Source organism: Streptomyces sp. NPDC051582 (genome assembly GCF_040681715.1).
Taxonomy (GTDB): Bacteria; Actinomycetota; Actinomycetes; order Streptomycetales; family Streptomycetaceae; genus Streptomyces.
The window spans coordinates 1-22,009 of sequence record NZ_JBFAZJ010000047.1 but is presented as its reverse complement, the minus strand read 5'-3'; the positions used below and the strand labels follow the sequence as shown (position 1 = coordinate 22,009).

The following is a 22,009-nucleotide window of genomic DNA, read 5'->3' as shown; positions in this document are numbered from 1 at the left end:
CTTCCGGTCAGGGGGCGGCCCGTACGGGGGCCGGCGCCCGCACGGTCAGGGTGTGCGGGGCGCGGCCCGCACGCGCGGGAAGGCGCAGCGGGCGGCTGCCCGCAGTGAGCGAGCCGAGGACGCGCGGCCCCGCGGCGCCCGTGCACCCCGGGTCGTTGCCCGGGAGGCCGTGGAGGGTGAGGTACCCGAGCACGGCGAAGGCATAGGCCTCCTTCGCCTCGGCGGGCAGCCCGAGCTCGTGCGATCCGCGTACGGCGGCGCCGCCCAGCTCCTCGCGGAGCATCGCCATCAGCACCGGATTGCGCACGCCGCCGCCCGAGACGAACACCTCCGTGGCCGCGAGCGGGCGCAGCGCGTCCGCCACCGTACGGGCGGTCAGCCGGGTGAGGGTGGCGACGAGGTCCTGCGGCCGGAGTTCGCCGAACCCAGCGAGCGGCGCCCTCAGGTAGCCCGCGTGGAACAGCTCCTTGCCCGTCGTCCGGGGAGGCGCCATCCGGTAGTACGGCTCCCCGGCCAGCAGCTCGGCCAGCAGCCCCTCGTGCACGCGCCCGGCGGCGGCGATCGCGCCGTCCGCGTCGTACGCCAGCTTCCCGGCACTCAGTTCACGGACCGCGGCGTCGATCAGGGCGTTGCCCGGACCGGTGTCGAACGCCAGAGGACCGCCGCCCGCCGGCAGCACCGTGACGTTGGCGATCCCCCCGATGTTCAGGGCGGCGGGCACGCCGGGGCGCCCGCGCAGGAGCATCAGGTCGATCAGACTCACCAGCGGTGCGCCCTGCCCGCCGGCCGCGACGTCACGCGTCCGGAAGCCGGAGACGACCGGGCAGCCGCTGCGCTCGGCGATCCAGGCGGGCTCGCCGAGCTGGAGCGTGCCGTGCACCCGGCCCTCCTCGGCCCAGTGGTACACCGTCTGCCCGTGCGAGGCGACCAGCTCGGCGCGACCCGCGCACAGTTCCCGGTCGGCTCGTGACGCGAGCGCCGCGAAGGACTGCCCGATCCGGGTGTCGAGCCGGCAGACCTCGGCCAGGGTGGTCGTCGCGGGCGGCAGGGCGCCGGCCAGGGCCTCGCGCACGTCGGCCGGGTAGGGCTCGCTGACCATGCCCAGCGGCACGAGGCGCAGCGTGCCGTCCTCGGCGCAGAGTTCGAGGTCGGCGGCCGCGGCGTCGACGGCGTCGTACGAGGTCCCCGACATCAGTCCGATCACCCTCATCCCAGCGGCTCCCGGTGGCCGCGGCCGCGCAGGCTCAGCAGGGCGGAGCAGCTGAGCGCGCAGGCTCCGGCGGCGTAGTACGCGGGCACGGCGGTGTCTCCCGTCCGGGCGATGAGAGCGGTGATGACGAGCCCGGCGCAGCCGGAGAACACCGCGTTGGCGAGGGCGTAGGCCAGTCCGAGCCCGGTGCAGCGCACCCTGCGCGGGAACATCTCGGCGAGCATGGCCGGCCCGGGTCCGGCCATCAGGCCGACCAGGGCGCCCGCGAGCAGGACGGCCCCGCCCCTGGACCAGGGCGAGGCGGAGGGGGACTGGAGCACATGGAGGAGGGGGAGGGCGAGCACCACGACGCCGAGGGCCCCGCTCAGCATCACGGGGCGCCGGCCGATCCGGTCGCTGAGCGCTCCGGCGGGCAGGATCGAGGCCGCGAATCCCGCGTTGGCGAGGGCGGTGGCGAGCAGGGCCTCGCGCAGGGAAGCGCCCAGAGTCGCCTGGAGGTACGAGGGCAGGACCACGAGGAAGGTGTACCCGGCCGCCGACCAGCCCGTGATCCGCCCGATGCCGAGGACGACGGCCCGCGCGAGCTCCCGGGGGCCGACGGGAACGACGTCCGCCGGGGCCGCCGGGGCCGCCGGCGGGGGTGGCTCGTCGAGCGCGGTCCGCAGCCACAGGGCCGCCACGCCCAGCGGAAGGGCCAGCAGGAACGGGATCCGCCACCCCCAGGAGTGCAGGGCCTCGGCGGGCAGCGCGCTCGCCAGGGCCGCCGTCGTACCGGCTCCGGCGAGCAGGCCGAGCGCGACGGTGAAGGACTGCCAGGCGCCGTAGAGGCCGCGGCGGCCGACGGGCGCGTACTCCGTCATGAGGGAGACGGCTCCGCCGAACTCGCCGCCCGCGGACAGTCCTTGCAGTGCTCGCGCCAGTGTGAGCAGCCAGGGCGCCGCGGCGCCGATGGCGGCCCGGGTCGGCAGGAGGCCGATCGTGACGGTGGCGAGAGTCATGAGGCCGACGACCGCGATGAGGGTGGGCCGCCGCCCCAGCCGGTCGCCGAGCCGCCCGAACACCACGGCGCCCACCGGCCGGAAGAAGAACGCCAGGGCGAAGGAGGCGTAGGCGGCCACCAGCGCCTCGGCGCCGCTGCTCCCCTCGTACCGGAAGAAGTTCGCGGCGATGACGGTGGCCAGGCTCCCGTACACGCCGAACTCGTACCACTCGATGAGATTGCCCACCGACCCGGCGAGCAGCGCCCGCCGGGACGTGCTCGGGCGGCGGACGTCCACGGAGCGCAGTGCGAGAGGTCTCACCCGTCAGAGGTCCTTCCTCGGCGAGCACGAAAGGTAGCATTTCGACTACGGAAAGTCGCGGCCCGTGGCGCCCTGATGACGTGTTCCGGTACCGCGGGGGCGGGACGGGGCGGGGTGACGGGGTTCCGCTCCGCTGCGCGTGGTGGTGCCGAGCCACTCGGCACCGATGAGGAGTTCGGCCGAGCGGAGCGCGGTGTGGGCGTTGCGCGTTCCCATCAGGACGCACAGGGTGTAGGTGGCGTCGTCGAGCTCGTCGCGTACGGCCCTGTCGTCGGGCGCGGCCAAGGCGCGGCGGCGCAGGGCGCGGTGCCGCTTCAGCAGGTCGCCGATGGTCTGCGGGTCGGGGAGCAGCCACGTGTACGGCCGCGTGACGGGCTCGGTGGCGGACCGGGCCTCGTCCATCGCGTCCGCCAGGGCCCGGCCGAGCGGGGCGGGAGGCTTGCCGCCGTCTCCCAGTACGAGCACGGCCCCGGCCGTCTCGCGCAGCCCGGCGCCGGCGGCCCGGGCCGTGTCCGCCAGGATCCGCCGCGCGGCGTCGGCTCCGCACGGCACCACCGCCATCAGGACCGTGACGGCCCGTTCCGCGGTGGCGTGCCGGGGTGGTGTCTCGCTCATCCGCCTGGTTCCTCATTCCTCCGGCTGTCGGTTCGGGGTACGGCGCGGCCTGGTGCGACGGAAGGCTCGGATCGGCCGGAAAGGGGGTCACGGGCCGGGTGGTCGGCCGCGGGGGCCCGCCCCGGAGCCCTGCCGGGGTGCGCCGTAGGCTGGCGGCAGGCAGTGCCTGCCGATTCCTCCCGGAAGGACGTGCGTGATGAGTGCGAAGGCCCGCAAGCTGTTCGAGGCGCTCGATCTCAACCATGACGGCACCCTGACCCGCCTGGAAGTGATCACCGCTCTGCGGACGATGGGCCCGACCCTGGCCGCCCGCGGCGACCTGCCGTTCTGGGGCCTGGGCGATGTCGACGCCTCGTCCGCGCTGTTCGACGCCGCCGACAAGAACGGCGACAACGTTCTGACGTTCGAGGAGTTCGCCCGGGAGGTCGACCGCCGCTTCGGCTGGTAGCCCCGCTCCCCGCCCGGTTGGTGGCGGCTACGCTGTCCGGCCGTCGGCGTCCCGGTCCGGGCCGGGGGCTTCGGCGGCGGTTTCGGCAGCGGTTTCGGCGGCGGCGAGCGTCGCGGCCCGGCGGTTGAGTACGACGGTGGCGGCGGCGGCGCTGAGTGTGAAGGCCAGTGCCACGGTGGCAGGCCGGTCCAGGCGGTGCCGGCTCGCATGGTCGAGCGAGAAGCGGCCGGGTCCGGAGAGGCCGAGGCAGGCCGCCACGAAGCCCAGGAAGGCCGGGTACTCGAAGCCGCCGCCCTGGGCGAAGAACCCCGCGGGCGCGTGCACGGCGGCCGCCCCCGCCATGGCCCCGGCCGCCGCGGCGCCGGCCGCCGGAGTCGCCAGTCCCAGCGCGAGCAGCACCCCGCCGCCCGCTTCGCCGAGCCCGGCCGCGATCGCGCTCTCCCGGCCCGGGGTGAAGCCCATGTGCTCCATGCCGCGGGCCGTGCCGTCGATGCCGGCCCCGCCGAACCAGCCGAAGAGCTTCTGCGATCCGTGCGCGAGCAGCACGCCGCCGGCGCCCAGGCGCAGGGCGAGCAGACCGAGATCCTTGCGATGCGTGAGCGGCATGAGGCCAGACCCTTCCGAGCGGGCGTTGCGTATCGGCTGCCCCCAGCTTCACGTGATCGCACGAGGTGCGCATGTGGTGCGCCGGGTGACGGATCGTGATCCACGGGCGGGACGGGCCCGGGGCGGGCTCGTGGTTCCCCCGCCCGCGTAGGCCAACAGGTCGAACCGTGCCGGCCGGTGCCGGGTCAGCCGTCGTCCATCGCGGCGTCGCAGGAGGGGCACACCAGGCCCGCCTCCTGCGGCGGGTACCACGGCGAGCCCGGCTCCCCGGAGGGGGACCGCCCGGCCGCGCGCATCGCGAAGGTGTCCCTGCCGCACAGCGTGCGCGGGCCCGGCTCGGTGGACGTCCCCGGGGCCGCGGGTGCGGCGTGAACCCGGCGCACCGCCCCTTCGCCCGCCGGCGTGTCGAGCTCGCGCACCACGATGATCCCGCTCATACCTCGACGGTAGGCGACCGTCCGCGAACCCGCTTGTCCGGGGCCAACCGAGCGTAAGGCATACAAAATGCTATGCAGTTCATTGCATTCAAGGCATTTGCGCCATATGTTCCCCACGGATTCGAGCCTGGTTCCCCGGACAGCCGGAACGGCTGTGCCCACTCCGACCGGAGGGTCTGTATGCCTTGCCGTAAGTCACTCACGATGCTGACCGCAGCCGCCCTGCTCTCCTTCGGGGCACCGGCCACCCTCGCCCACGCGGCCGACACCACCTGCTTCGGGAAGCCCGCGACCATCACCGGGTCCGGCACCATCACCGGGACGGAGGGCAACGACGTCATCATCGGGTCGGAGGCGGCGGACACCATCGACGGTCTCGGCGGCAACGACCTGATCTGCGGCCTCGGCGGCAACGACACGATCGCCGGCGGCCTGGGCGACGACCAGCTGGACGGCGGTGACGGCGCCGACCTCATGCGCGGCGACCTGCTCTCCACCCGGGCTTCCGTGGACGGCGGCGGCAACGACGTGCTCTTCGGCGGGCCGGGTGACGACCGCATGGGCGGCGACAGCATGGCCTTCGGCTCCACCGCGTCGGGCGGCGGCGACGACGTCCTGTTCGGCGAGGCGGGGAACGATGCCATGATCGGAGACAGCCGGGGCGGCATCAACGCGACCGGCGGTGGCAGGGACTTCATCGACGGCGGCCCCGGGGACGACAGCATCACCGGCGACTCCTCCGCCGAGGGCACCGCCACCGGCCACGGTGCGGACGTACTGCTGGGCGGGCCCGGCGTCGACGCGATCATCGGCGACAGCAACTCGGGCCACGCCGCGCACGGGAAGGGCGACAGCGGCCTGACCGGCAAGCCCGCGCGGCCGGCCGGCCAGAGCCGCCCGACCCCGGCGGCGAAGCCCGCGAAGCCCGCGGCGCCGGCGCAGAGCGCGCCGATCGCACCGGACGCGGTGGCGGGCGGCAACGACGTCCTGGACGGGGGCGAGGACGCGAAGGACACCTGCGACGGGACGGACGGCGCCGACGTGGCGGTCCGCTGCGAGACCATGACGAACGTCCCGTAGCCCCCGATCCGCGGCGGACGGCGCCGGGGCCGCCGCGGTCAGTGGATTGCGTACCGCGCGGCGATGCCGTCGATGACGATCCGCAGACCCTCCTCGAAGTGCTCTTCGTACTCCTCGAAGAGGTACTTGCCGGCGGCCGCGGCGAGCGGGTAGTCGGCCAGGCGCTCGCCGCGCTCCACCACGTCGTAGCCCTCCCGGCGCTCGCCCGGGACGGGGTGGACGCCCTGTTCCTCGATCACGAACCCGAGCGTGTACGCGAAGGCGGTCGCCATGGCCCGTACGGCCTGGGGCAGTTCGAACCCCTGCGCCAGCAGCGCCCGCAGATGGGCCTCGGACCGCTGCGCGTGCTCGGTCCCGTTGAAGCGCGAGCCGGTGAACACGCGGGCGCCGTCGCGGTAGGAGAGCAGGGCCCGGCGCAGGCCGCGGTTGGCGGCCAGCACCTGTTCGCGCCAGGGCGTGGAGGGGTCGTCCGGACCGGACGCTTCCGGATTCGCGACCATGCGGCGGAACATCTCCGTGGCCATCTCGTCGATCAGTTCCTGCTTGTTCTTGAAGTGCCAGTACAGCGCCGGGGCCTTCACGTCCAGTTCCTGCGCGATGGCGCGGAGGGTGAGCTTGTCGAGCCCGCCCTCGTTCAGCAGCCGCAGCGCGGTCTCGGCGACGGTCAGGCGCGTCAGGGGCGGGACGCGCGGCGGAGTCTGCTGCGGCTTGGCGTTCATCGGCTGCTCTGTCTCCCGGGGCGGTTCACTCTTCCGTGGCGTTGACAGCTTAACGGCGTTAAGGGCATTCTTGCGTGACGAGGTTCCTTAACGCTGTTAAGGAGCGGTGACGGAAGTGGCCGAGCGGGGAGACCGATGAACCAGTGGCGGTACGAAGAAGAGCCGAGCGATGTCCTGATCGTGGGCGCCGGCCCCACCGGCCTCGTCCTGGCCTGTGACCTTGCCCGGCGCGGTGTGCGCGCGCTGGTGGTAGAGCGCTCGCCGGAGCTGTTTACCGGTTCGCGCGGCAAGGGCGTCCAGCCGCGGACCCTGGAGGTCTTCGACGACCTCGGGGTGGTGGAGGAGGTCCTGAGACGGGGTGGTCCGGCGCCGATCGGCATGACGTGGCGGGGCGGCTCCCGTGCGGGGGAGTACCGCATGTTCGAGGACGTCGAGCCGACCGAGGACGCGCCCTACACCGGGCCCTGGCTGCTGCCCCAGTGGCGCACCCAGCGGATCCTGCTCGACCGCCTCCGCGAACTGGGCGGTGACGTGGTGTTCGGGGTCGAGCTGACCGGCCTCACCCAGAATGCGGAGTGCGTCACGGCCACCCTCATACCCGCGGGAGGCGGGAGCCCGGCGGCCGTCCGCGCGCAATACGCCGTCGCCGCAGACGGTGGCCGGTCCACGGTCCGCCGGCTCCTGGGCGTCAAGATGACCGGCGAGCGCGTCGACCCCGCCCCGATGCTCGTGGCCGACGTGGTCATACCGACGCTCGACCGGGACAACTGGCACATCTTCCCGCCCGCCGCCGCAGGCAGGGGCTTCGCCGCCCTGTGTCCCCTGCCGCACACGCGGGAGTTCCAGTTCGTCGCACAACCGGCGTCGGTCGACGGTGAGATCACGGCCGAGGACGTGCGCGCGCTGGTCGCCGAGTTCACGCACATACCGGCCGCGGAGGTCGCCGAGGTCCTGTGGGCATCGGACTTCACCGTGAACGCGGCGCTCGCCGACCGGTTCCGTGACGGCAGGGTCTTCCTCGCGGGCGACGCCGCCCACATCCACTCGCCGGCCGGAGGACAGGGGCTCAACACCAGCGTCCAGGACGCCTACAACCTGGGCTGGAAGCTGGCCGCGGTGCTGCGCGACACAGCCCCCGAGGCGCTGCTGGACACGTACGAGGAGGAGCGGCTGCCCAACGCCGCCGCCATGCTGGGGCTCTCCACCCGCATCCACCGGGGTGAGCAGGAGCGCGGCGCGGCCACGCGCCAGCTCGGCCTCGACCAGCGGGGCTCCTCGCTCACCCGCGAGATGCGCACGGGCCTGGCGGAGGGCGCCCTCACCGCCGGAGACCGTGCGCCCGACGGGAACCGTGACGGACTGAGGCTCTTCGACCTCTACCGCGGCCCCCACTTCACCCTGCTCGCGGTCGACACCCCGCTGCCGGAGCGGCTGCCGCCGATCCCGGGGCTGCGTACCGCGCGGACGGGTGCGTACGAGGCCTACGGGCGCGGGTTGTTCCTCGTCCGCCCGGACGGGTACATCGCCTGGGCCGGTCCGGGCGGGGACGCGCTGGAAGCCTCGGCCGATGATCTGCGGGCCTGGGCGTCGCGGTCCGTACTGCCTGCCCAGCGCCACCCGTGACCCCGCGACGGGACGGCCGGGCCGTCCCGCCGCCGTGACGCCGGCGCCCGGCTACGGGCGAACGTAGGGGCGGGTCATGATCTCCATGTTGTGGCCGTCCGGGTCGGCGAAGTACGCACCGCGACCACCGAACAGGCGATTGATCCTTCCGGGTTCGGTGTGGTGGGGGTCGGCGTAGTAGGAGACCCCCACCGCCTCCAGGCGGGCGATCATGCCGTCGAACCGCTCCTCGGGCACCAGGAACGCATAGTGCTGCGACTGGATCGGATCGTCGGTCATCGCGTGGTAGTCGAGTGTCACGCCATTGCCGAGGTCGACGGGCAGGAACGGCCCGAAGGGAGCGCCGACCTCCAGCCCCAGGATCAGGGCGAGGAACTCGGCCGACAGCTGCCGGTCCCTGGCATGGACCACGGTGTGGTTCAACTGAACGGTGTTCGCGTACTGCTGGGTGTTCGACATCTGTGGTGTCCCTCCGGTTTCGGTTCCCCTGGAAGGGCGCCGCACGCGGGCGGCGCCGGGCGCAAGAAACGCGGAGAGGCGGCGGGCTCCTGGCCCGCCTCGGGCTCACGCCGAGGCCGGGAACCCTGCTCGTGCATGGCTCAAGGCCGACCCGGCAGTCACATGGAAGACCCTAATGATCATGACGGGCCGGCGCAACGCTGATCCGACCGGTCACCGGCGCGTTCTGACCGCAGCCCGCACCCACGCGCGCTCCTGCAAGCGAAGACGGGGCGCCGCCCCCAGCCCCGGCGGAGCCCACGCCACCAGCGCCGCCGCGGCCGCCGACGCGCCCGTGATGGCGGCCAACGCGTAGGACCAACTCGCCGACGTCCCACTGGGCAGCACCATGAACAGCAGCACGAGCATCGCCAGCCGTGCCCGCGTACCCTCCAGCAGCCGCCACGCGACAGCCGCCAGCGGCACCATCCCCCACAGCACGTACCAGGGCTGGACGACCGGCGCGGTCACCACCAGCCCCAGCAGCGCCATACCGGTGGCGTACTCGGGGCCCGTACGCGGCGCGCGCCACGCACAGAAGCCCACCAGGCAGACGCCCAGCACCATCCCGACCGACCGGGCCGCGGCAATCGCACCGGCCGCCGTGCCCAATTCCAACCCCTCGGACAGCAGCCCGAGGATCCGGCCCACGTCCGTACTCGGCGAGAGCACCGTGTACACCTGCGCCGGGCCCCGAAGCGTCGACAGCCACCCCCAGCCCTGACCGCACACCGCCACACCGAGCACGAGCGCCGCGCCGCCCGCCAGCGTGATCCCGGCCGCCCGCAGCCATGCCGCACGCCGGTCCGGCCGCCCGCCCACGGACCAGGCGCCGGCGCACAGCAGAGCCACCGCGGCCGGAACCTTGACCAGCGTCGCCGCGACGAGCACGACGGTGCCCAGCACCCAGTGCCCCCGGCGGAACGCCACCAGACCGGCCACCATCAGGCCGATCATCAGCGCCTCGTTGTGGGCCCCGCCCACCAGGTGCACCAGGGCGAGCGGGTTGAGCACGGCCGCCCACAGCGCCCCGGCCTCCGCGTCACCGGAGGCGGAGCCGCGCGTGGAGCCCCACTCACAGGCGAGTCGTCCCACACCCCAGACGATCAGCGCCAGCCCGCACAGGGCCAGCAGCCGCATGCCCAGCACCGCGACCACCGTGTGGTGCTCGCCCGTGACGGCGACCACGGCCCGCGTCGCCGCGACGGCCACCGGCCCGTACGGCGCCGGCGCGTCCTGCCACAGCTCCGGGACGTTGTCCGCGACGGGACCGCTGAGCACCGACGGTCCCCACCGGTACACGTCCCAGCCCCGGACCGCCAGCGCACCCTGCGCGACATAGCTGTACGCGTCATTGCTGAAGATCAACGGGGCCGGTACGAGCGGCAGGACCCAGGACCAGAGCACGGAGCGCAGCCGTCGGCGGCCGACCGGCTCTCCGGCCCGCAGCAGCCCGCCCAGCCGCCACCAGGCGACGACGAGCAGCACCAGCCCGGCGTACGCCGCGGCCGCCCCCAGCACCGTGTGCGCCGGGCTCCGCTGCGCCCACACCCCGTCCGGAACGCCGAAGGGCAGGGCCCCGGCCGACCAGCTCCCGGCGGCCAGCAGCACCGACCCGAGCGTTCCGAACAGCCGGCAACCCCGGACCGTGACCCCGACCTCAGACATGGCGGCAGCCTAGGGCGGACAAGGCTGATGATCGGCCCGCGTGACGCGTCGGAAGGGTGAACTTCCGAAGTCCTTCCTATGCCGAGGGGCCCAGCCGCACGGGCAGGGACCGGTGGCCGTTGCTGATGAGGGAGGTGACCGGCAGCAACTCGTCCGCGGGCAGCGCCAGCTCGATCGCCGGGAAGCGGTCGAAGAGCCCTCCGAGTGCGGACGCCACCTCCAGCCGGGCCAGCGGGGCGCCGAGGCAGAAGTGGACCCCGTGTCCGAAGGCGAGGTGGTCCTTCGTGACCCGCGTGACGTCGAAGGCGTCGGCGTCCGGTCCGTGCCAGTCGGGGTGCCGGTTGGCGGCCGCGTACGAGGCGAGGATCGCCTCCCCCTTGGCTATGGTCCGTCCGTCGGGCAGCGGGATGTCGGCCAGCGCGAAACGCATCGGCAGATGCTTGACCGCCGACTCGTGCCGCAGGGTCTCCTCGACGACGTCACCCCAGCTGCCGCGCCCGGCGCGTACGTGCTCCAGCTGGTCGGGGTGCGTGAGCAGCGCCGTGACCGCCTGGTCGATCACGTTGACGGTCGTCTCGTACCCGGCGCTGATCATCAGGAACAGCGTGTCGGCCAGCTCGGAGTCGCTGAGCGCGGAGCCGTCGCCCTCGTCATCGCGGGCGGCGATGAGGAGCGAGGTCATGTCGTCGCCGGGCAGGGCGCGCTTGGCGGCGACGAGCCGGCCGAGCATCTCGTAGGCCCGGACGCCGTTCGCGGCGGCCTCTTCGGGGGTGAGGGTCGTGTCGAAGACCCCGTCCACCACGGCGCGGAAGTCGCCGCGCTGCTCCTCGGGGAGGCCCAGCACGTGCCCGATGACGGCGATCGGCAGCGGGTAGGCGAGCCGCTCCCGCAGGTCGGCCACCTCGCCCGGCGGGAGGGCGGCGAGCTCGTCGAGGAGGCCGGTGACGATGCCCTCGACCGTTTCGCGGAGCAGCGCCACGCGGCGGGCGCTGAACGCGGGGGCCACCATCCGCCGCAGCCGCCGGTGGTCGGCTCCGTACGCCGTGAACATGTTGGTCACGGCCACCCAGAGGGCGAGCGGCCAGGTCTGGACGACCTGTTCGAACTCGGGCCAGTGCGCGCGGGCGTCCTTGGACACCTCCGGGCTGGTGAGCAGCTCCTTCAGGAGGGCGGGGTCGGTGACGGCCCACGCGTGCACACCGAGTATGTCGACGCGGGCCGCGGGCCCTTGGGCGCGCAGCAGCCGGTGCTCCGCGTGCCGGTCGGCGCCGGCGGGATCGAGGACCAGCGGGGCGGCGGGTGCTTGGTTCACGCGGGACTCCAGTGAGTGGGGGTCTAAGAGGTGGTCGTGGCGGTTCGGTCGGTTCTCCATCTCCCGCACAACGTGCGTGGTGGGCGCGGTGTTCCACACTCCGTCAGCGTGTTACCCGCCGGTTCGGTCGGGGCTGCGCACCGGAATGGCGCGCAGCCCGCGCGGTCGGCCGAAGGCCTCGCAGGGTCAGGCGATCTGCCATCGCTGGTAGGCCGAACCGGAATCCGGCTGCTGCGTGGCCGCGGCGCCGTCCGCCCCGGAAGCCGTGGTCAGAAGGAGCCCGCTCCTCTTGTTGGCCACCGAGTGCCCGCCCCCGCCGAGCGCGGTGATCAGCCACCGCTGGCTGTCACCGCCGGTACAGGTGGCCTGGACGACGGCGGCGCCGGGCGCGGTCGAGCCGCCCGAGACGTCCGCGCACAGCTTCGAGGAGCCGTTGACCATGGTGGAGGAGCCGTCGGCTTCGAGCGTCAGCTGCCACTGCTGGTTGGGTCCGCCGTGCGGTGTCCAGGTGATCAGCTGGGTTCCGGAGGCGCTCGAACTCCCCGGGTCGTCGAGGGCCTTGCCGGCCGCGCTGAGGGTGCGGGCGGCGCCGGGCCGGCCGCCGTACACCTCGAACTCGTACAGCGAATACCCGTACGTGGTGCCGCGCTTGGTCCCGTACACCCGGATGTGACGACCCGATCCGGACAGTCCGGTGATCTCCTGGACCCCGCCGGCGCCGGTCGTCGTGGAGTACACCGTCCGCCAGGTCGAGGCGTCGTCGGAGAGCTGGATCTGGAAGGCCTTGCCGTAGGCGGCCTCCCAGCGCAGCACCACACGGTTCACGGCCTGGCTGGACCCCAGGTCGACCTGGAGCCACTGCGGGTCCGCGTACGGGCTGGACCAGCGGGTGCCCGGGTCGCCGTCCGTGGCCAGGGAGGCCGGGAAGTCGACCGTCTCCGTGCCGGAAGCGGTGGTCGGCCGGTTGCGGGCGAGGTTGCCGGGCTGGGCGAGGCCCGGCCAGGCGGGGTTGTGCCCGATCGCTGCGGCGATCGGGGTGAAGTCGGCGTACGCGGCCACCGGCTTCGGGGAGCCCCAGGTCTGCTGGGCCAGGGCGCGCAGCGGGTACATGATGCCCGCGGCGATCTGCCCCTCCGTCTCGGCGCCGGGGTTGTCGCACCACACGTGGAGCAGCGAACCGGGGTTCTTCGAGGGGTCGGTGAGGGTGGCCCCGCCCTCGAAGCGGTCGGGGGTCCACGTCTCGTACATCCACTTCGTGTCGGGTTTGGCGCCCCCGAGCACGTAATAGGTCGGCGTCCAGGACTCGTTGGCGACGGTGTGGCCGGCCGCGGCCAGCTGCTGCGGGGTGAGCCCGTAGCCGTACCAGTATTCGACCAGGATCCCGGCGTGCGGGGTGAGCGTCCCGTCGCCGGCCTTGATGCCGTCGTTCCACATCCGCGTGGTCTTGCCGGCCGCCCGGACCAGGTCGTCGGCCCAGTTCACGAACCCGTAGTAGGTGTCCTTGGCGGTGGCGCCCGCCCCGTAGTGGGCGCGGGCGTAGCTCAGCAGCTGCGGGTACTTGGCGTAGTCGGTGACGTATTCGTCCGCGCCGATGTGCCAGTACGGGGCCGGGAACAGCGGCAGGTACTCGTTCACCAGGTCCTTGATCAGGCTGTACGAGGCCGGCAGCGAGAGGTCGATGAAATCGGGACTGGCCGTGCCGGAGCTGTTCTTGAGCTTGAGCTCGGGGTGGGCGGCCAGGACGGCGTTCATGTGCCCCGGGGTGTCGATCTCGGGAACGATCGTGACGTGGTACTTGTGCCCGAGCGCGACGAGGTCGGCGATGTCCTGCTTGGAATAGTGCTCGGCGGAGACGATCTCCGGGTGGGTGGAGCTCTCCAACCGGAAGCCGAAGGTGTCCGACAGGTGGAAGTGGAAGTAGTTGAGCTTGAGGTAGGCCAGCTCCTTGACGTGCTGCTTGACCCATTCGACGGTGAAGAACTTGCGGCCCTGGTCGATCATGAGCCCGCGCTCCGCCTTGGCGGGCCAGTCGACGGCCGTGCCGGCGGGCACCGAGGACGACTGGTGCAGGAGCTGGAGCACCGTGCGGGTGCCGTAGAACGCGCCGGTGCCGGTCGAGGCCCGGACGGCCACGGACGGCCCGACCGTCAGCCGGTACCCCTCCGCGGGCAGCCCGGTCTCACCCAGGCTCAGCCCGATGTCGCCGGGGGAGGCGCTCCCCGTGACGACGGCGACGGGACGCCCGGCCAGCGCGCCCAGGTCCTCGGCGAAGGTGGCGGCCTCGTCCGAGAGCTGGGCGGCGTGGGCGGGATCGACCACGATCCGGCTGGAGCCCGTGAAGGTGTAGGCACCGGCGGCGGCCGTCCACTCCCGCAGCGCCGGAACGGTCCGCGGCGGCCCGGCGGCCGCCTGGGCGGGTCCGGCGGCCGCGGGTCCGGCGACGGCGGGTCCGGCGGCGGCCACAGCGGGCAAGGAGAGCGCGGCCACCGCGCAGACGGCGGCGATCAGCAATCTGAGCAGACGCATGGCAAATCCCCAAGTCGTGTGAGGTAAGGGGGAGTTCAGAGGTCGGCCACAGTGCAGGCAAAGTGCAGCGCAGTGCCGGATGCATGTCAATACCTGCTTGAAACCCCGCCCCATCGAGCAGGATCGCGCACCCACTCGTCACACGCGCCGCGTGTTACCGTCACGCCATGTCCAAGGCTGAAATAGACGCGCTGACCGACGAGTTCTTCGGCGCGTTCGACAACCGGGGCGGCAAGACCGCCGACGTGGCCCGGATCCGGCGGCTCGTCCTGCCCGGCGCGGTGATCGTCAAGACCGGCCCGGAGCTCACGGTCTACACCGTGGAGGAGTTCATCGAGCCCCGCCGGAAGCTGCTGAACGACGGCCGGCTGGTCGGGTTCTGCGAGTGGGAGACCTCCGAACGCACCGACATCGCCGGCGACATCGCGTGCCGGTTCGGCGCGTACGCCAAGTCCGGGGTCCTGGACGGCGAGCCCTTCGAGGGCAGCGGTACCAAGACCATCCAGTTCGTCCGCACCCCGGACGGCTGGCGGATCGCGGCCTTCTCCTGGTACGACCAGCCCTGAACCCCGGCGCCGAGCAGCCGGGCAGCCGGGCTACGCCGATCGCACGCCGGGCCCCTCGCCGCGCTGCCGGCGCCACCGCACGGCCGAGACCACGAGCACCAGCAGCACGGCCGCCCCGTACGCGGTGGCGCTCACCGCCCCCCGCGAGCCGAACGCCTGGCCCGTGACGTAGACGGCGGGACCCGCCACCGCGATGCCCAGCCACTCCCAGCGCCCGTCCAGCGCCACGAGCCCCACGAGCAGCAGGGCGTACCACGAATAGCCGGGCGTGAGCAGCGCGAACGCCCACCCCGTCACCAACAGCGCCCCGCTCCACGGCCGCCGGGGATCCCCGCGCCACAGGACGTACCCGCACACGCCGGCCATCGCGGTCACCAGCACCGGCACCGCCCAGTCGGCCGGCAGCACCAGCCTCAGCAGCGCGTACCGGGAACCGGCCGAGGGATCCTCGTACCCCTCCTCCTCCACGTAGCCGCCGAGGTAGCCGAGGACGGAACCGTGCGAGAGCAGCACGTAGGGCAGGTACGCGAGCGCCGTGAACGCGGCGGCCGGCAGCAGTACGGCGACCGCGTCACGCACCCGGCGCACGCCCGACAGGGCGCCCGGCAGGACGATCGCCGGCATCAGCTTCGTGGCCACGGCGGCGCCCAGGACCAGCCCGCCCCCCGCCCGTCGCCCCGGGCCCGGCGCGGCCACCAGCCCGAGACCGGCCACGGCCAGCAGCACGCCCAACACGTCGACGTGCGCGTTGTTCACGGCTTCGATCGGTACGGCGGGGCACCACGCCCAGTACGCGGCCCCGCGCGGGTCCGTGCCCCGGCGGCGCAGGATCAGCAGCAGCACGCCCGTCACCCCGAGCGACAGCACCCCGGCGCCGATCTGGAGCGGCTTGTGCCGGGCGCCTTCGGGGGAGAGCCGGTCGACGAACAGGAAGTACGCCTCGGCGACCGGCGGGTAGATGGTGTGCACGGAGGGCCGGTTGATCCGCGTGCAGTGCGGGTCCTGCCCGGTGTACGGGATCCGGGCCCGGTCCGGGCCGGTGCATGCGGCGGCCCCCGTGGGGAAGAGCCACGGATCGCGGAGCCGCACCAGCGCCGGGTCCTCGGGGGCGTGGTCGTACGGGGAGACACCGGCCGCCTGCACCCGCCCGTCCCAGGCGTAGCGGTACGAATCGGTGCTGGTCCGGGGCTCCGCCACCAGCCCCGTCGCCGCCACCGCGAAGGTCCCCGCCAGCACGAGCGGCACCACCAGGCGGGCCGGGACCCGGCGCAGCGCGAGCAGCGCGACCGCGAACAGCGCCCAGCAGGCCGCGTACCGCCAGGACAGTCCGGCGGGGTCGGTGAAATGGCCGTCGTAGCGGACGGTCCACACCAGGGCGGCGACGAGGACGCACAGGGCGAGGACGGGCAGGGCGCAAAGGCGCAGGGCGGTACGCAGGTTCACGTTCGCAGCGTTCCAGGGATCGGGGCGGATCGGGGTCCCGCGCCGCCCATGTCCGCGTTTCGTAAGGTGTCCGAACCGCCTCCGAGCGGCTTCCCGGGGGTGTCATGGGTCCATGCGCTTCCCCATCCGCCTCCCCGCCGACCCGCCCGTCACCTTCAAGGCGCGGCTCCACGACGCCCGTACCGCGACCGCCGTCGGCCGCTGGCTCGGACTCGCCTTCGCCGTCTGCTTCGCGACCGGTGTGCTCAGCCACTACTTCCAGCATCCGCCCGGCTGGCTCGCCGACCGGCTGCCGAGCCGCCCCTACTGGGGCTACCGGTTCACCCAGGGACTCCACGTGATCTCCGGGATCGCGGCGGTCCCGCTGCTGTTCGCGAAGCTGTGGGCGGTCTACCCCCGGCTGTTCGAATGGCCGCCGCTGCGCTCGGTGCGGCACGCGCTCGAACGGGCCTCCGTGGCCGTCCTGGTGGCGGCCGGGGTGTTCGAGCTGTTCACCGGGCTGCTCAACACCTTCCAGTGGTACCCCTGGCCGTTCTCCTTCGTCCCCGTGCACTTCGCGCTGTCCTGGCTGCTGCTGGGCGCGCTGATGGTGCACATCGCCGTGAAGTGGCCGCAGATCCACGACCATTGGACCCATCGCTCTCCGGGCACCCTCGCCCTGCCCGAGGCCGACGGCCCGGACCGGCGCACGCTGCTCGCGGGGGTCGCCGCGGCGGTGGGGGCGGTGACGCTGACGACCGCCGGGCAGTCCGTGACCGCGCTCGGCCGGCTCGACCTGTTCGCCCCGCGCGATCCCGGCGTCGGACCGCAGGGGCTCCCGGTGAACCGTACGGCGAGGGCGGCCGGGGTCACCGCGGACTCCGTGCGCGACTGGCGGCTGATCGTCGCCGGCCCGCGCCCCTACACCCTCACCCTCGACGAACTGCGCGCGCTGCCGCAGTACGAGGTGACGCTGCCCATCGCCTGCGTCGAAGGCTGGAGCAAGAACGCCCGGTGGACCGGGGTCCGCGTGCGCGACCTGCTGGAACGCGCGGGAGGCGGCCCGGGAGCCGGGGCCCGCGTGGAATCCCTGGAGCCGGTCGGCGCCTACCGGGTGATGGAGATGGGCCGCGCGTACGCCCAGGACCCGCTCACCCTGCTCGCGCTGCGCCTGGGCGGCGAGGAACTCAGCCCGGACCACGGCTACCCGGCCCGGATCATCGCCCCCAACCGGCCCGGCGTGCTCCAGACCAAGTGGGTCCGCCGACTGGAGGTGGCGTGATGGCGTACCGGTACGCGGTGGCGGGTCTCGGCCTGGTCCTGATGGGCCTGGGCGGCGCCCTGCTGGTCCAGGAGCCCTCGCCCTGGCGGATCGCGCTGTGGCTCGCGGGCGCGGTCGTGGTGCACGACGGGCTGATCGCGCCGCTCGTGATCGCGGTCGCCGCGCTCACCGGCGCCTTCGGCCTGCGCCTGCGCGGGGTCCCGCGCGCCGCCCTGATCGTCGCGGGCTCCCTGACGGCGATCGCCCTCCCGCCGCTGCTGCGCCCCGGCGGGGCGGCCAACCCGACGGTGGTTCCGCTGGACTACCTGCGGAACTGGCTGCTGACGATGGCGGCCGTCGCCCTGGCCGCGGGGCTGTACGTCGCCGCCCGCGCGGCGCTGCGCGGGGCGCGCCGGCGGACGTGAGCGTCGGGACGTACGGAGGCGGCTGACGCGAACCGCGCGTCAGCCGCCCCCACCTGTCCCGGCGAGCGCTCAGCGGCGCAGCTGTACGAAGGCGCGGCCCGCCGCGTGCCAGGTCGCCGCTCGGGTCCAGCCCGCGCCGGCCGCCTGAGTACGGAGCGCACGGGTGCCGAGCCGGGCCCACGGGAAGGCCGCCCCACGGCCGCCGTCCCCGTCCTCGACGTGCACCTCGACGCGCTCGTCGACGTCCACCGGGGCCGCCTCGACCAGCAGGGTGCCGCCCGGGGCCGCGAGCGCGGCGGCCCGGCGCAGCAGCGCACCGGGGTCGCCGCCGATGCCGATGTTCCCGTCGATCAGCAGGACCGTGCCCCAGCGGCCCTCGCTGGGCAGCGGTTCGAACACGGACCGGCACAGGGCGCTGCCGCCGGTGCGCACCGTACGGGCCACCGCCTCGGGGGTCACGTCCACGCCCAGTGCGGGCTGCCCGAGGCGGGCGAGGGCGGCGACGAGGCGGCCCGGTCCACAGCCTATGTCCAGCACCGGGCCCTCGCAGCGGGCCAGCACGGTGGCATCGGCCGCGTCGGCTTCGGCGCACCAGCGCTCCACCTCCAGCGGCAGGAGCCAGCCGTCGGTGCGGCGCAGGTAGAGGGGCCCCCGCCCGGTGCGCAGGGCGTCGGAGTACGGGTCGGCCCGCCAGGCCAGGGCGGCGGGCTCCGCGAGCGGCACGGTCGTCTGCCCGGTCATCCGCGCGGTCGTCTGCGCGCTCACCGCAGCGCCGCGCAGAGCTCGGCGTACAGCGCGGCGAAGCGGGTTCCGGGCGCCGACGCGGCGACCTGCGCCGCGTCGTCCGGGGTGTCCACGTCGCGCAGCGCCGGGAGGTCCCTAACGGTCCGCCCCGATGCGCTCAGCCGCCGCCGCTGCACCGCTCCGGTGTGCGGGACGGACATGGGCACGCCCAGCAGCAGCGCGGGGTCCGGCTCGGCGAGGCCCAGGGCCCAGAAGCCGCCGTCGAGGGCCGGGCCGAACCAGGAGTCCGTCCCGGCGAAGTCGAGGCCCCGGGCGAGGAGCTCCGGGGTGACCTGCGGGGTGTCCATGCCGATCAGCAGCGCGGGCCCCCCGTCACGGGCGAAGGCCGCGGCCAGCCGGACGTCGAGCCCGCCCGCGCACTGCGGGACCACCTCGATGCCCTCGGGCAGCCAGTTCCCCGGCGCCCCCCGAAGGTGGAGGACGCGCCGCCGGGCCGGTGTGGCGAGGACGGCGTCCAGGGTGTCCTGAAGGGCGGCACGGGCCAGGGCGGCGGCCTCCTGCGGGGTGAAGTGCGGGGTCAGCCGCGTCTTGACCCGGCCCGGCACCGGCGCCTTGGCGATCACGATGAGCGTGCCCGCGTCACCGCCGTCGAGGGTGGGGCCGCTCCCGTACCCGCTCATGCGCAGACCCCGCCGGCCGGGACGGACCGGGGGCCGGGCGTCTCGGCCAGCACCCGTCGCATGTCCCGCACGGCGTGCCAGGTGCCCCGCCACGTGCCGGTGACCTTCGATTTCCCGGCGCGCGGCAGGTACGGGACGTCCGTCTCCGCCACCCGCCAGCCCGCGTCGGCGGCCCGGACGACCATCTGGAGCGGGTAGCCGCTGCGCCGGTCGGTCAGGTCCAGGCCCAGCAGGGCCTCGCGGCGCGCGACCCGCATCGGTCCGAGGTCGTGCAGGCGCAGCCCGGTACGCCGGTGCAGCATCCGCGCCAGCGCGAGGTTCCCGGCGCGTGCGTGGGCGGGCCAGGCCCCGCGCCCCTGCGGGCGGCGCCGGCCGAGCAGCAGGTCGGCCTCGCCGGCCTCGACCCGCGCCGCCATGGCGGCCAGCAGCCCGGGGTCCATCGAGGCGTCGCAGTCGCAGAAGCAGACGAGGTCGGCGCGCGCGGCGAGCAGCCCGGCATGGCAGGCGGCGCCGAAACCGCGTACGGATTCGCGCACCACGGTCGCGCCCAGGCGGCGGGCGATGTCGGCGGAGCCGTCGGTGGAGCCGTTGTCCACGACGATGGCCCGCCACCCGGCCGGCACCCGGGCCAGCACCCAGGGCAGCGCCTGCGCCTCGTTGAGACACGGCAGTACGAGGTCCGCCCGGGGCGGCGCACAAGCAGAATCAGTCACGTGCTCACCGTAGGAAGCGGGCGCGGAGGAAAGGGGCTTTCAGTCCTTACGAAACGCGGACGTCGTGCCTGATCGGGGGAGGGCGACGCACGAACGGGCCCGGGCGGATGTCAGGCTGTGGTCATGGCAGTCAGCAATGCGCAGAGTACGGACGGGGCGGGGACGCCCGGTCCCGTCGGCGGCGGCAGCATCCTGGTCGTGGACGACGACCCGACCGTTTCGGAGGTCGTGGCCGGATACCTCGACCGCGCCGGTTTCACCGTCCGCCTCGCCGCCGACGGCCCGGCCGCCCTGCGCGCCGCCGAGGAGCGGCGCCCGGACCTGGTGGTCCTGGACCTCATGCTGCCCGGCATGGACGGGCTGGAGGTCTGCCGGCGGCTGCGGGCGCGCGAGCGAGCCGCCGGACAGCACGGCGGCCAGGGCGCCGTCCCGCCCGTCCCGGTCATCATGCTCACCGCGCGCGGTGACGAGGACGACCGGATCCTGGGCCTGGAAGTCGGCGCGGACGACTACGTGACCAAGCCCTTCAGCCCGCGGGAGCTCGTCCTGCGCGTGCAGTCGGTCCTGCGCCGGGCCGTGCCCGCCGCACCGGTGGCCGGCCCCCGGCTCACCGCGGCGGGCCTGAGCCTGGACCCGGCGGCGCGCCGCGTGAGCAAGGACGGCAAGGAGCTCGCCCTCACCCTGCGGGAGTTCGACCTCCTCGCCTTCTTCCTGCGGCACCCCGGGCAGGTCTGCGACCGGGAGCGGCTCATGCGCGAGGTATGGGGCTGGGACTTCGGCGACCTGTCGACCGTCACCGTCCACGTCCGCAGGCTCCGCGGCAAGATCGAGGACGACGCGGCGAACCCCCGGCTGATCCAGACCGTCTGGGGCGCCGGCTACCGCTTCGACACCCAGCCCACCGCCGCGGCGCCCGCCGCGGACCCGAGAAGGGCGGACGGCCATGAACATGCGTGACCAGGACCTGCTGCTGATCGCCCTGTACGCGCTGCTCGGCGCGGGCGGCGCCGGAGCGCTCGGCGCCGTCGCCCTGCGGATACTGCGCCGGCGCAGCGTCGCCGTCTCCCTCGCCGTCGTGACCGCCGTCGCCGTGCTCGCGATGCTCGCCGGCACGCTGACCGTGGCCTGGGCGATGTTCCTCTCCTCCCACGACCTCACCGCGGTGACGGTGGTCCTCGCGGTGGCCGCCGCCGTCTCGCTGGGCACCGCCCTGCTGCTGGGGCGCCAGTTGGTCCAGCGCTGCCGTGAACTCGTCGACGCCGCGCGGGTCTTCGGCGAGGACGGCACCTTCACCACGCCGCCCGTACCCGCCCCCGCCGAACTGACCGCGCTCAGCCGCGAACTGGCCCTGACCAGCGAACGCCTGACCGCGTCCCGGGAGCGCGAGCGGGCTCTGGAGACCTCGCGGCGGGAACTCGTCGCCTGGATCTCGCACGATCTGCGGACGCCGCTCGCCGGGCTGCGCGCCATGTCCGAGGCGCTGGAGGACGGCATGGCCGCCGACCCGGCCCGCTACCACCGGCAGATGCGCACCGAGGTCGACCGACTCAACTCCATGGTCGGCGACCTCTTCGAGCTCTCCCGCATCCACGCGGGCGCCCTCAGCCTCAGCCCCACCCGGCTGAACCTCTACGACCTGGTCGGCGACGCCCTGGCCGGCACCGACGCCCTCGCCCGCGAACACGGCGTACGGCTGGTCGGTGACGGGACCGCGTCGCTCCCGGTGGAGGTGGACGGCAAGGAGATGACCCGCGTCCTGTCGAACCTGCTGGTCAACGCCATCCGCCACACTCCGGCCGACGGCACGGTCGCGATCGCCGCCGAAGCCCGGGAGGGCTCGGTGGTGCTGTCCGTCACCGACGCCTGCGGTGGCATCCCCGAAGAGGACCTCTCGCGCGTGTTCGACACCGGCTGGCGCGGGACCCAGGCCCGTACGCCTCCGGGAGGCGCGGGCCTGGGCCTGGCGATCGTCCGGGGCATCGTCGAGGCGCACGACGGGCACGCCCACGTCCGCAACGTCACCGGCGGCTGCCGCTTCGAACTGACCCTCCCGGCGCCGGCCTAAAGGGTGTTGCAGAAGGCTGAGTTCCGGGCATTTTCCGTGTATGGGTGGGGTGTTGCGGGTTGAGCCGGTGTGGGTGGAGACGTTCACGGG

At 73.9% G+C, this 22,009-nt stretch carries 22 protein-coding genes; 8 read left to right on the top strand and 14 right to left on the bottom strand.

Features of this window, described 5'->3' with window-relative positions:
• Window positions 1–7: 7 nt before the first annotated feature.
• The 3 genes from AB0M92_RS36195 to AB0M92_RS36185 are packed head-to-tail and all read right to left on the bottom strand — an operon-like array spanning window position 8 to window position 3,126.
• Entirely contained in the window at window positions 8–1,210 is a 1,203-nt protein-coding gene (locus AB0M92_RS36195) for an anhydro-N-acetylmuramic acid kinase (RefSeq protein ID WP_366106611.1), read from the bottom strand.
• Window positions 1,207–2,511 carry an MFS transporter gene (locus AB0M92_RS36190; protein ID WP_366106610.1) on the bottom strand — a complete coding sequence of 435 codons (1,305 nt, stop codon included), beginning with the start codon at window positions 2,509–2,511 and terminating at the stop codon, window positions 1,207–1,209. Before AB0M92_RS36190 ends, AB0M92_RS36195 begins: the two co-directional genes overlap by 4 nt.
• A 45-nt stretch (window positions 2,512–2,556) precedes the next feature.
• Window positions 2,557–3,126 (bottom strand): DUF5133 domain-containing protein, encoded by a 570-nt coding sequence (locus AB0M92_RS36185; RefSeq protein ID WP_366106609.1) that lies wholly within the window; start codon window positions 3,124–3,126, stop codon window positions 2,557–2,559.
• A 196-nt stretch (window positions 3,127–3,322) separates the two neighbouring features.
• On the opposite strand from AB0M92_RS36185, the gene AB0M92_RS36180 reads away from it, so the two are divergent.
• Window positions 3,323–3,574, top strand: a complete 252-nt coding sequence (locus tag AB0M92_RS36180; protein ID WP_366106608.1) for an EF-hand domain-containing protein — start codon at window positions 3,323–3,325, stop codon at window positions 3,572–3,574.
• Window positions 3,575–3,601: 27 nt separating this feature from the next.
• Here the strand turns inward: AB0M92_RS36180 and AB0M92_RS36175 are convergent, their stop codons facing one another.
• A complete protein-coding gene (locus AB0M92_RS36175; RefSeq protein ID WP_366106607.1) occupies window positions 3,602–4,180 on the bottom strand; it encodes a DoxX family membrane protein in 579 nt (192 codons plus the stop codon).
• A gap of 185 nt (window positions 4,181–4,365) precedes the next feature.
• Window positions 4,366–4,617 (bottom strand): hypothetical protein, encoded by a 252-nt coding sequence (locus AB0M92_RS36170; RefSeq protein ID WP_366106606.1) that lies wholly within the window; start codon window positions 4,615–4,617, stop codon window positions 4,366–4,368.
• A gap of 204 nt (window positions 4,618–4,821) precedes the next feature.
• Between AB0M92_RS36170 and AB0M92_RS36165 the strand changes: the two genes are divergently transcribed.
• The gene (locus AB0M92_RS36165) at window positions 4,822–5,697 is read left to right on the top strand and encodes a calcium-binding protein (RefSeq protein ID WP_366106605.1); all 876 of its coding nucleotides are present in this window, start codon (window positions 4,822–4,824) and stop codon (window positions 5,695–5,697) included.
• Between the two features lie 38 nt (window positions 5,698–5,735).
• Here the strand turns inward: AB0M92_RS36165 and AB0M92_RS36160 are convergent, their stop codons facing one another.
• Complete coding sequence (locus AB0M92_RS36160; protein ID WP_366106604.1) at window positions 5,736–6,416, bottom strand: TetR/AcrR family transcriptional regulator C-terminal domain-containing protein; 681 nt, start codon at window positions 6,414–6,416, stop codon at window positions 5,736–5,738.
• A gap of 135 nt (window positions 6,417–6,551) precedes the next feature.
• On the opposite strand from AB0M92_RS36160, the gene AB0M92_RS36155 reads away from it, so the two are divergent.
• Entirely contained in the window at window positions 6,552–8,039 is a 1,488-nt protein-coding gene (locus tag AB0M92_RS36155) for an FAD-dependent monooxygenase (RefSeq protein WP_366106603.1), read from the top strand.
• 51 nt (window positions 8,040–8,090) lie between these two features.
• On the opposite strand, the gene AB0M92_RS36150 is transcribed toward AB0M92_RS36155, so the two are convergent.
• The 4 genes from AB0M92_RS36150 to AB0M92_RS36135 form a co-directional block, all read right to left on the bottom strand.
• Complete coding sequence (locus AB0M92_RS36150; RefSeq protein ID WP_366106602.1) at window positions 8,091–8,498, bottom strand: VOC family protein; 408 nt, start codon at window positions 8,496–8,498, stop codon at window positions 8,091–8,093.
• A 213-nt stretch (window positions 8,499–8,711) separates the two neighbouring features.
• On the bottom strand, window positions 8,712–10,205 hold the full coding sequence (mptB, locus tag AB0M92_RS36145; protein ID WP_366106601.1) for a polyprenol phosphomannose-dependent alpha 1,6 mannosyltransferase MptB: 1,494 nt from the start codon (window positions 10,203–10,205) through the stop codon (window positions 8,712–8,714).
• Window positions 10,206–10,281: 76 nt separating this feature from the next.
• Window positions 10,282–11,517 (bottom strand): cytochrome P450, encoded by a 1,236-nt coding sequence (locus AB0M92_RS36140; RefSeq protein ID WP_366106600.1) that lies wholly within the window; start codon window positions 11,515–11,517, stop codon window positions 10,282–10,284.
• Window positions 11,518–11,703: 186 nt separating this feature from the next.
• Window positions 11,704–14,043: a family 20 glycosylhydrolase gene (locus tag AB0M92_RS36135; protein WP_366106599.1), complete on the bottom strand. Its 2,340-nt coding sequence runs from the start codon at window positions 14,041–14,043 to the stop codon at window positions 11,704–11,706.
• Window positions 14,044–14,210: 167 nt separating this feature from the next.
• On the opposite strand from AB0M92_RS36135, the gene AB0M92_RS36130 reads away from it, so the two are divergent.
• Window positions 14,211–14,609 carry a nuclear transport factor 2 family protein gene (locus tag AB0M92_RS36130; RefSeq protein WP_366106598.1) on the top strand — a complete coding sequence of 133 codons (399 nt, stop codon included), beginning with the start codon at window positions 14,211–14,213 and terminating at the stop codon, window positions 14,607–14,609.
• A gap of 30 nt (window positions 14,610–14,639) precedes the next feature.
• On the opposite strand, the gene AB0M92_RS36125 is transcribed toward AB0M92_RS36130, so the two are convergent.
• Window positions 14,640–16,052, bottom strand: a complete 1,413-nt coding sequence (locus AB0M92_RS36125) for a glycosyltransferase 87 family protein (RefSeq protein WP_366106597.1) — start codon at window positions 16,050–16,052, stop codon at window positions 14,640–14,642.
• 112 nt (window positions 16,053–16,164) lie between these two features.
• On the opposite strand from AB0M92_RS36125, the gene AB0M92_RS36120 reads away from it, so the two are divergent.
• Window positions 16,165–17,313: a molybdopterin-dependent oxidoreductase gene (locus tag AB0M92_RS36120; protein WP_366106596.1), complete on the top strand. Its 1,149-nt coding sequence runs from the start codon at window positions 16,165–16,167 to the stop codon at window positions 17,311–17,313.
• Entirely contained in the window at window positions 17,313–17,717 is a 405-nt protein-coding gene (locus tag AB0M92_RS36115; protein WP_366106595.1) for a hypothetical protein, read from the top strand. The genes AB0M92_RS36120 and AB0M92_RS36115 overlap by 1 nt, the downstream gene beginning before the upstream one ends.
• 69 nt (window positions 17,718–17,786) lie before the next feature.
• On the opposite strand, the gene AB0M92_RS36110 is transcribed toward AB0M92_RS36115, so the two are convergent.
• Genes AB0M92_RS36110 through AB0M92_RS36100 form a run of 3 tightly spaced genes read right to left on the bottom strand, consistent with a single transcriptional unit; the run spans window position 17,787 to window position 19,854 of the window.
• The gene (locus AB0M92_RS36110) at window positions 17,787–18,458 is read right to left on the bottom strand and encodes a class I SAM-dependent methyltransferase (protein ID WP_366106630.1); all 672 of its coding nucleotides are present in this window, start codon (window positions 18,456–18,458) and stop codon (window positions 17,787–17,789) included.
• A 20-nt stretch (window positions 18,459–18,478) separates the two neighbouring features.
• Complete coding sequence (locus AB0M92_RS36105; RefSeq protein ID WP_366106594.1) at window positions 18,479–19,141, bottom strand: DUF2064 domain-containing protein; 663 nt, start codon at window positions 19,139–19,141, stop codon at window positions 18,479–18,481.
• The gene (locus AB0M92_RS36100) at window positions 19,138–19,854 is read right to left on the bottom strand and encodes a glycosyltransferase family 2 protein (RefSeq protein ID WP_366106593.1); all 717 of its coding nucleotides are present in this window, start codon (window positions 19,852–19,854) and stop codon (window positions 19,138–19,140) included. Before AB0M92_RS36100 ends, AB0M92_RS36105 begins: the two co-directional genes overlap by 4 nt.
• A gap of 189 nt (window positions 19,855–20,043) precedes the next feature.
• Between AB0M92_RS36100 and AB0M92_RS36095 the strand changes: the two genes are divergently transcribed.
• Window positions 20,044–20,811 (top strand): response regulator transcription factor, encoded by a 768-nt coding sequence (locus AB0M92_RS36095; protein ID WP_366106629.1) that lies wholly within the window; start codon window positions 20,044–20,046, stop codon window positions 20,809–20,811.
• Window positions 20,798–21,919, top strand: a complete 1,122-nt coding sequence (locus tag AB0M92_RS36090) for a HAMP domain-containing sensor histidine kinase (protein ID WP_366106592.1) — start codon at window positions 20,798–20,800, stop codon at window positions 21,917–21,919. The genes AB0M92_RS36095 and AB0M92_RS36090 overlap by 14 nt, the downstream gene beginning before the upstream one ends.
• Window positions 21,920–22,009: the final 90 nt, after the last annotated feature.

Coding starts and splice junctions, on each gene's coding strand:
- AB0M92_RS36195 (WP_366106611.1), bottom strand. CDS start 1,210: ATGAGGGTGATCGGACTGATGTCGGGGACCTCGTACGACGCCGTCGAC.
- AB0M92_RS36185 (WP_366106609.1), bottom strand. CDS start 3,126: ATGAGCGAGACACCACCCCGGCACGCCACCGCGGAACGGGCCGTCACG.
- AB0M92_RS36180 (WP_366106608.1), top strand. CDS start 3,323: ATGAGTGCGAAGGCCCGCAAGCTGTTCGAGGCGCTCGATCTCAACCAT.
- AB0M92_RS36175 (WP_366106607.1), bottom strand. CDS start 4,180: ATGCCGCTCACGCATCGCAAGGATCTCGGTCTGCTCGCCCTGCGCCTG.
- AB0M92_RS36170 (WP_366106606.1), bottom strand. CDS start 4,617: ATGAGCGGGATCATCGTGGTGCGCGAGCTCGACACGCCGGCGGGCGAA.
- AB0M92_RS36165 (WP_366106605.1), top strand. CDS start 4,822: ATGCTGACCGCAGCCGCCCTGCTCTCCTTCGGGGCACCGGCCACCCTC.
- AB0M92_RS36160 (WP_366106604.1), bottom strand. CDS start 6,416: ATGAACGCCAAGCCGCAGCAGACTCCGCCGCGCGTCCCGCCCCTGACG.
- AB0M92_RS36155 (WP_366106603.1), top strand. CDS start 6,552: ATGAACCAGTGGCGGTACGAAGAAGAGCCGAGCGATGTCCTGATCGTG.
- AB0M92_RS36150 (WP_366106602.1), bottom strand. CDS start 8,498: ATGTCGAACACCCAGCAGTACGCGAACACCGTTCAGTTGAACCACACC.
- mptB (WP_366106601.1), bottom strand. CDS start 10,205: ATGTCTGAGGTCGGGGTCACGGTCCGGGGTTGCCGGCTGTTCGGAACG.
- AB0M92_RS36135 (WP_366106599.1), bottom strand. CDS start 14,043: ATGCGTCTGCTCAGATTGCTGATCGCCGCCGTCTGCGCGGTGGCCGCG.
- AB0M92_RS36130 (WP_366106598.1), top strand. CDS start 14,211: ATGTCCAAGGCTGAAATAGACGCGCTGACCGACGAGTTCTTCGGCGCG.
- AB0M92_RS36120 (WP_366106596.1), top strand. CDS start 16,165: ATGCGCTTCCCCATCCGCCTCCCCGCCGACCCGCCCGTCACCTTCAAG.
- AB0M92_RS36115 (WP_366106595.1), top strand. CDS start 17,313: ATGGCGTACCGGTACGCGGTGGCGGGTCTCGGCCTGGTCCTGATGGGC.
- AB0M92_RS36110 (WP_366106630.1), bottom strand. CDS start 18,458: ATGACCGGGCAGACGACCGTGCCGCTCGCGGAGCCCGCCGCCCTGGCC.
- AB0M92_RS36105 (WP_366106594.1), bottom strand. CDS start 19,141: ATGAGCGGGTACGGGAGCGGCCCCACCCTCGACGGCGGTGACGCGGGC.
- AB0M92_RS36090 (WP_366106592.1), top strand. CDS start 20,798: ATGAACATGCGTGACCAGGACCTGCTGCTGATCGCCCTGTACGCGCTG.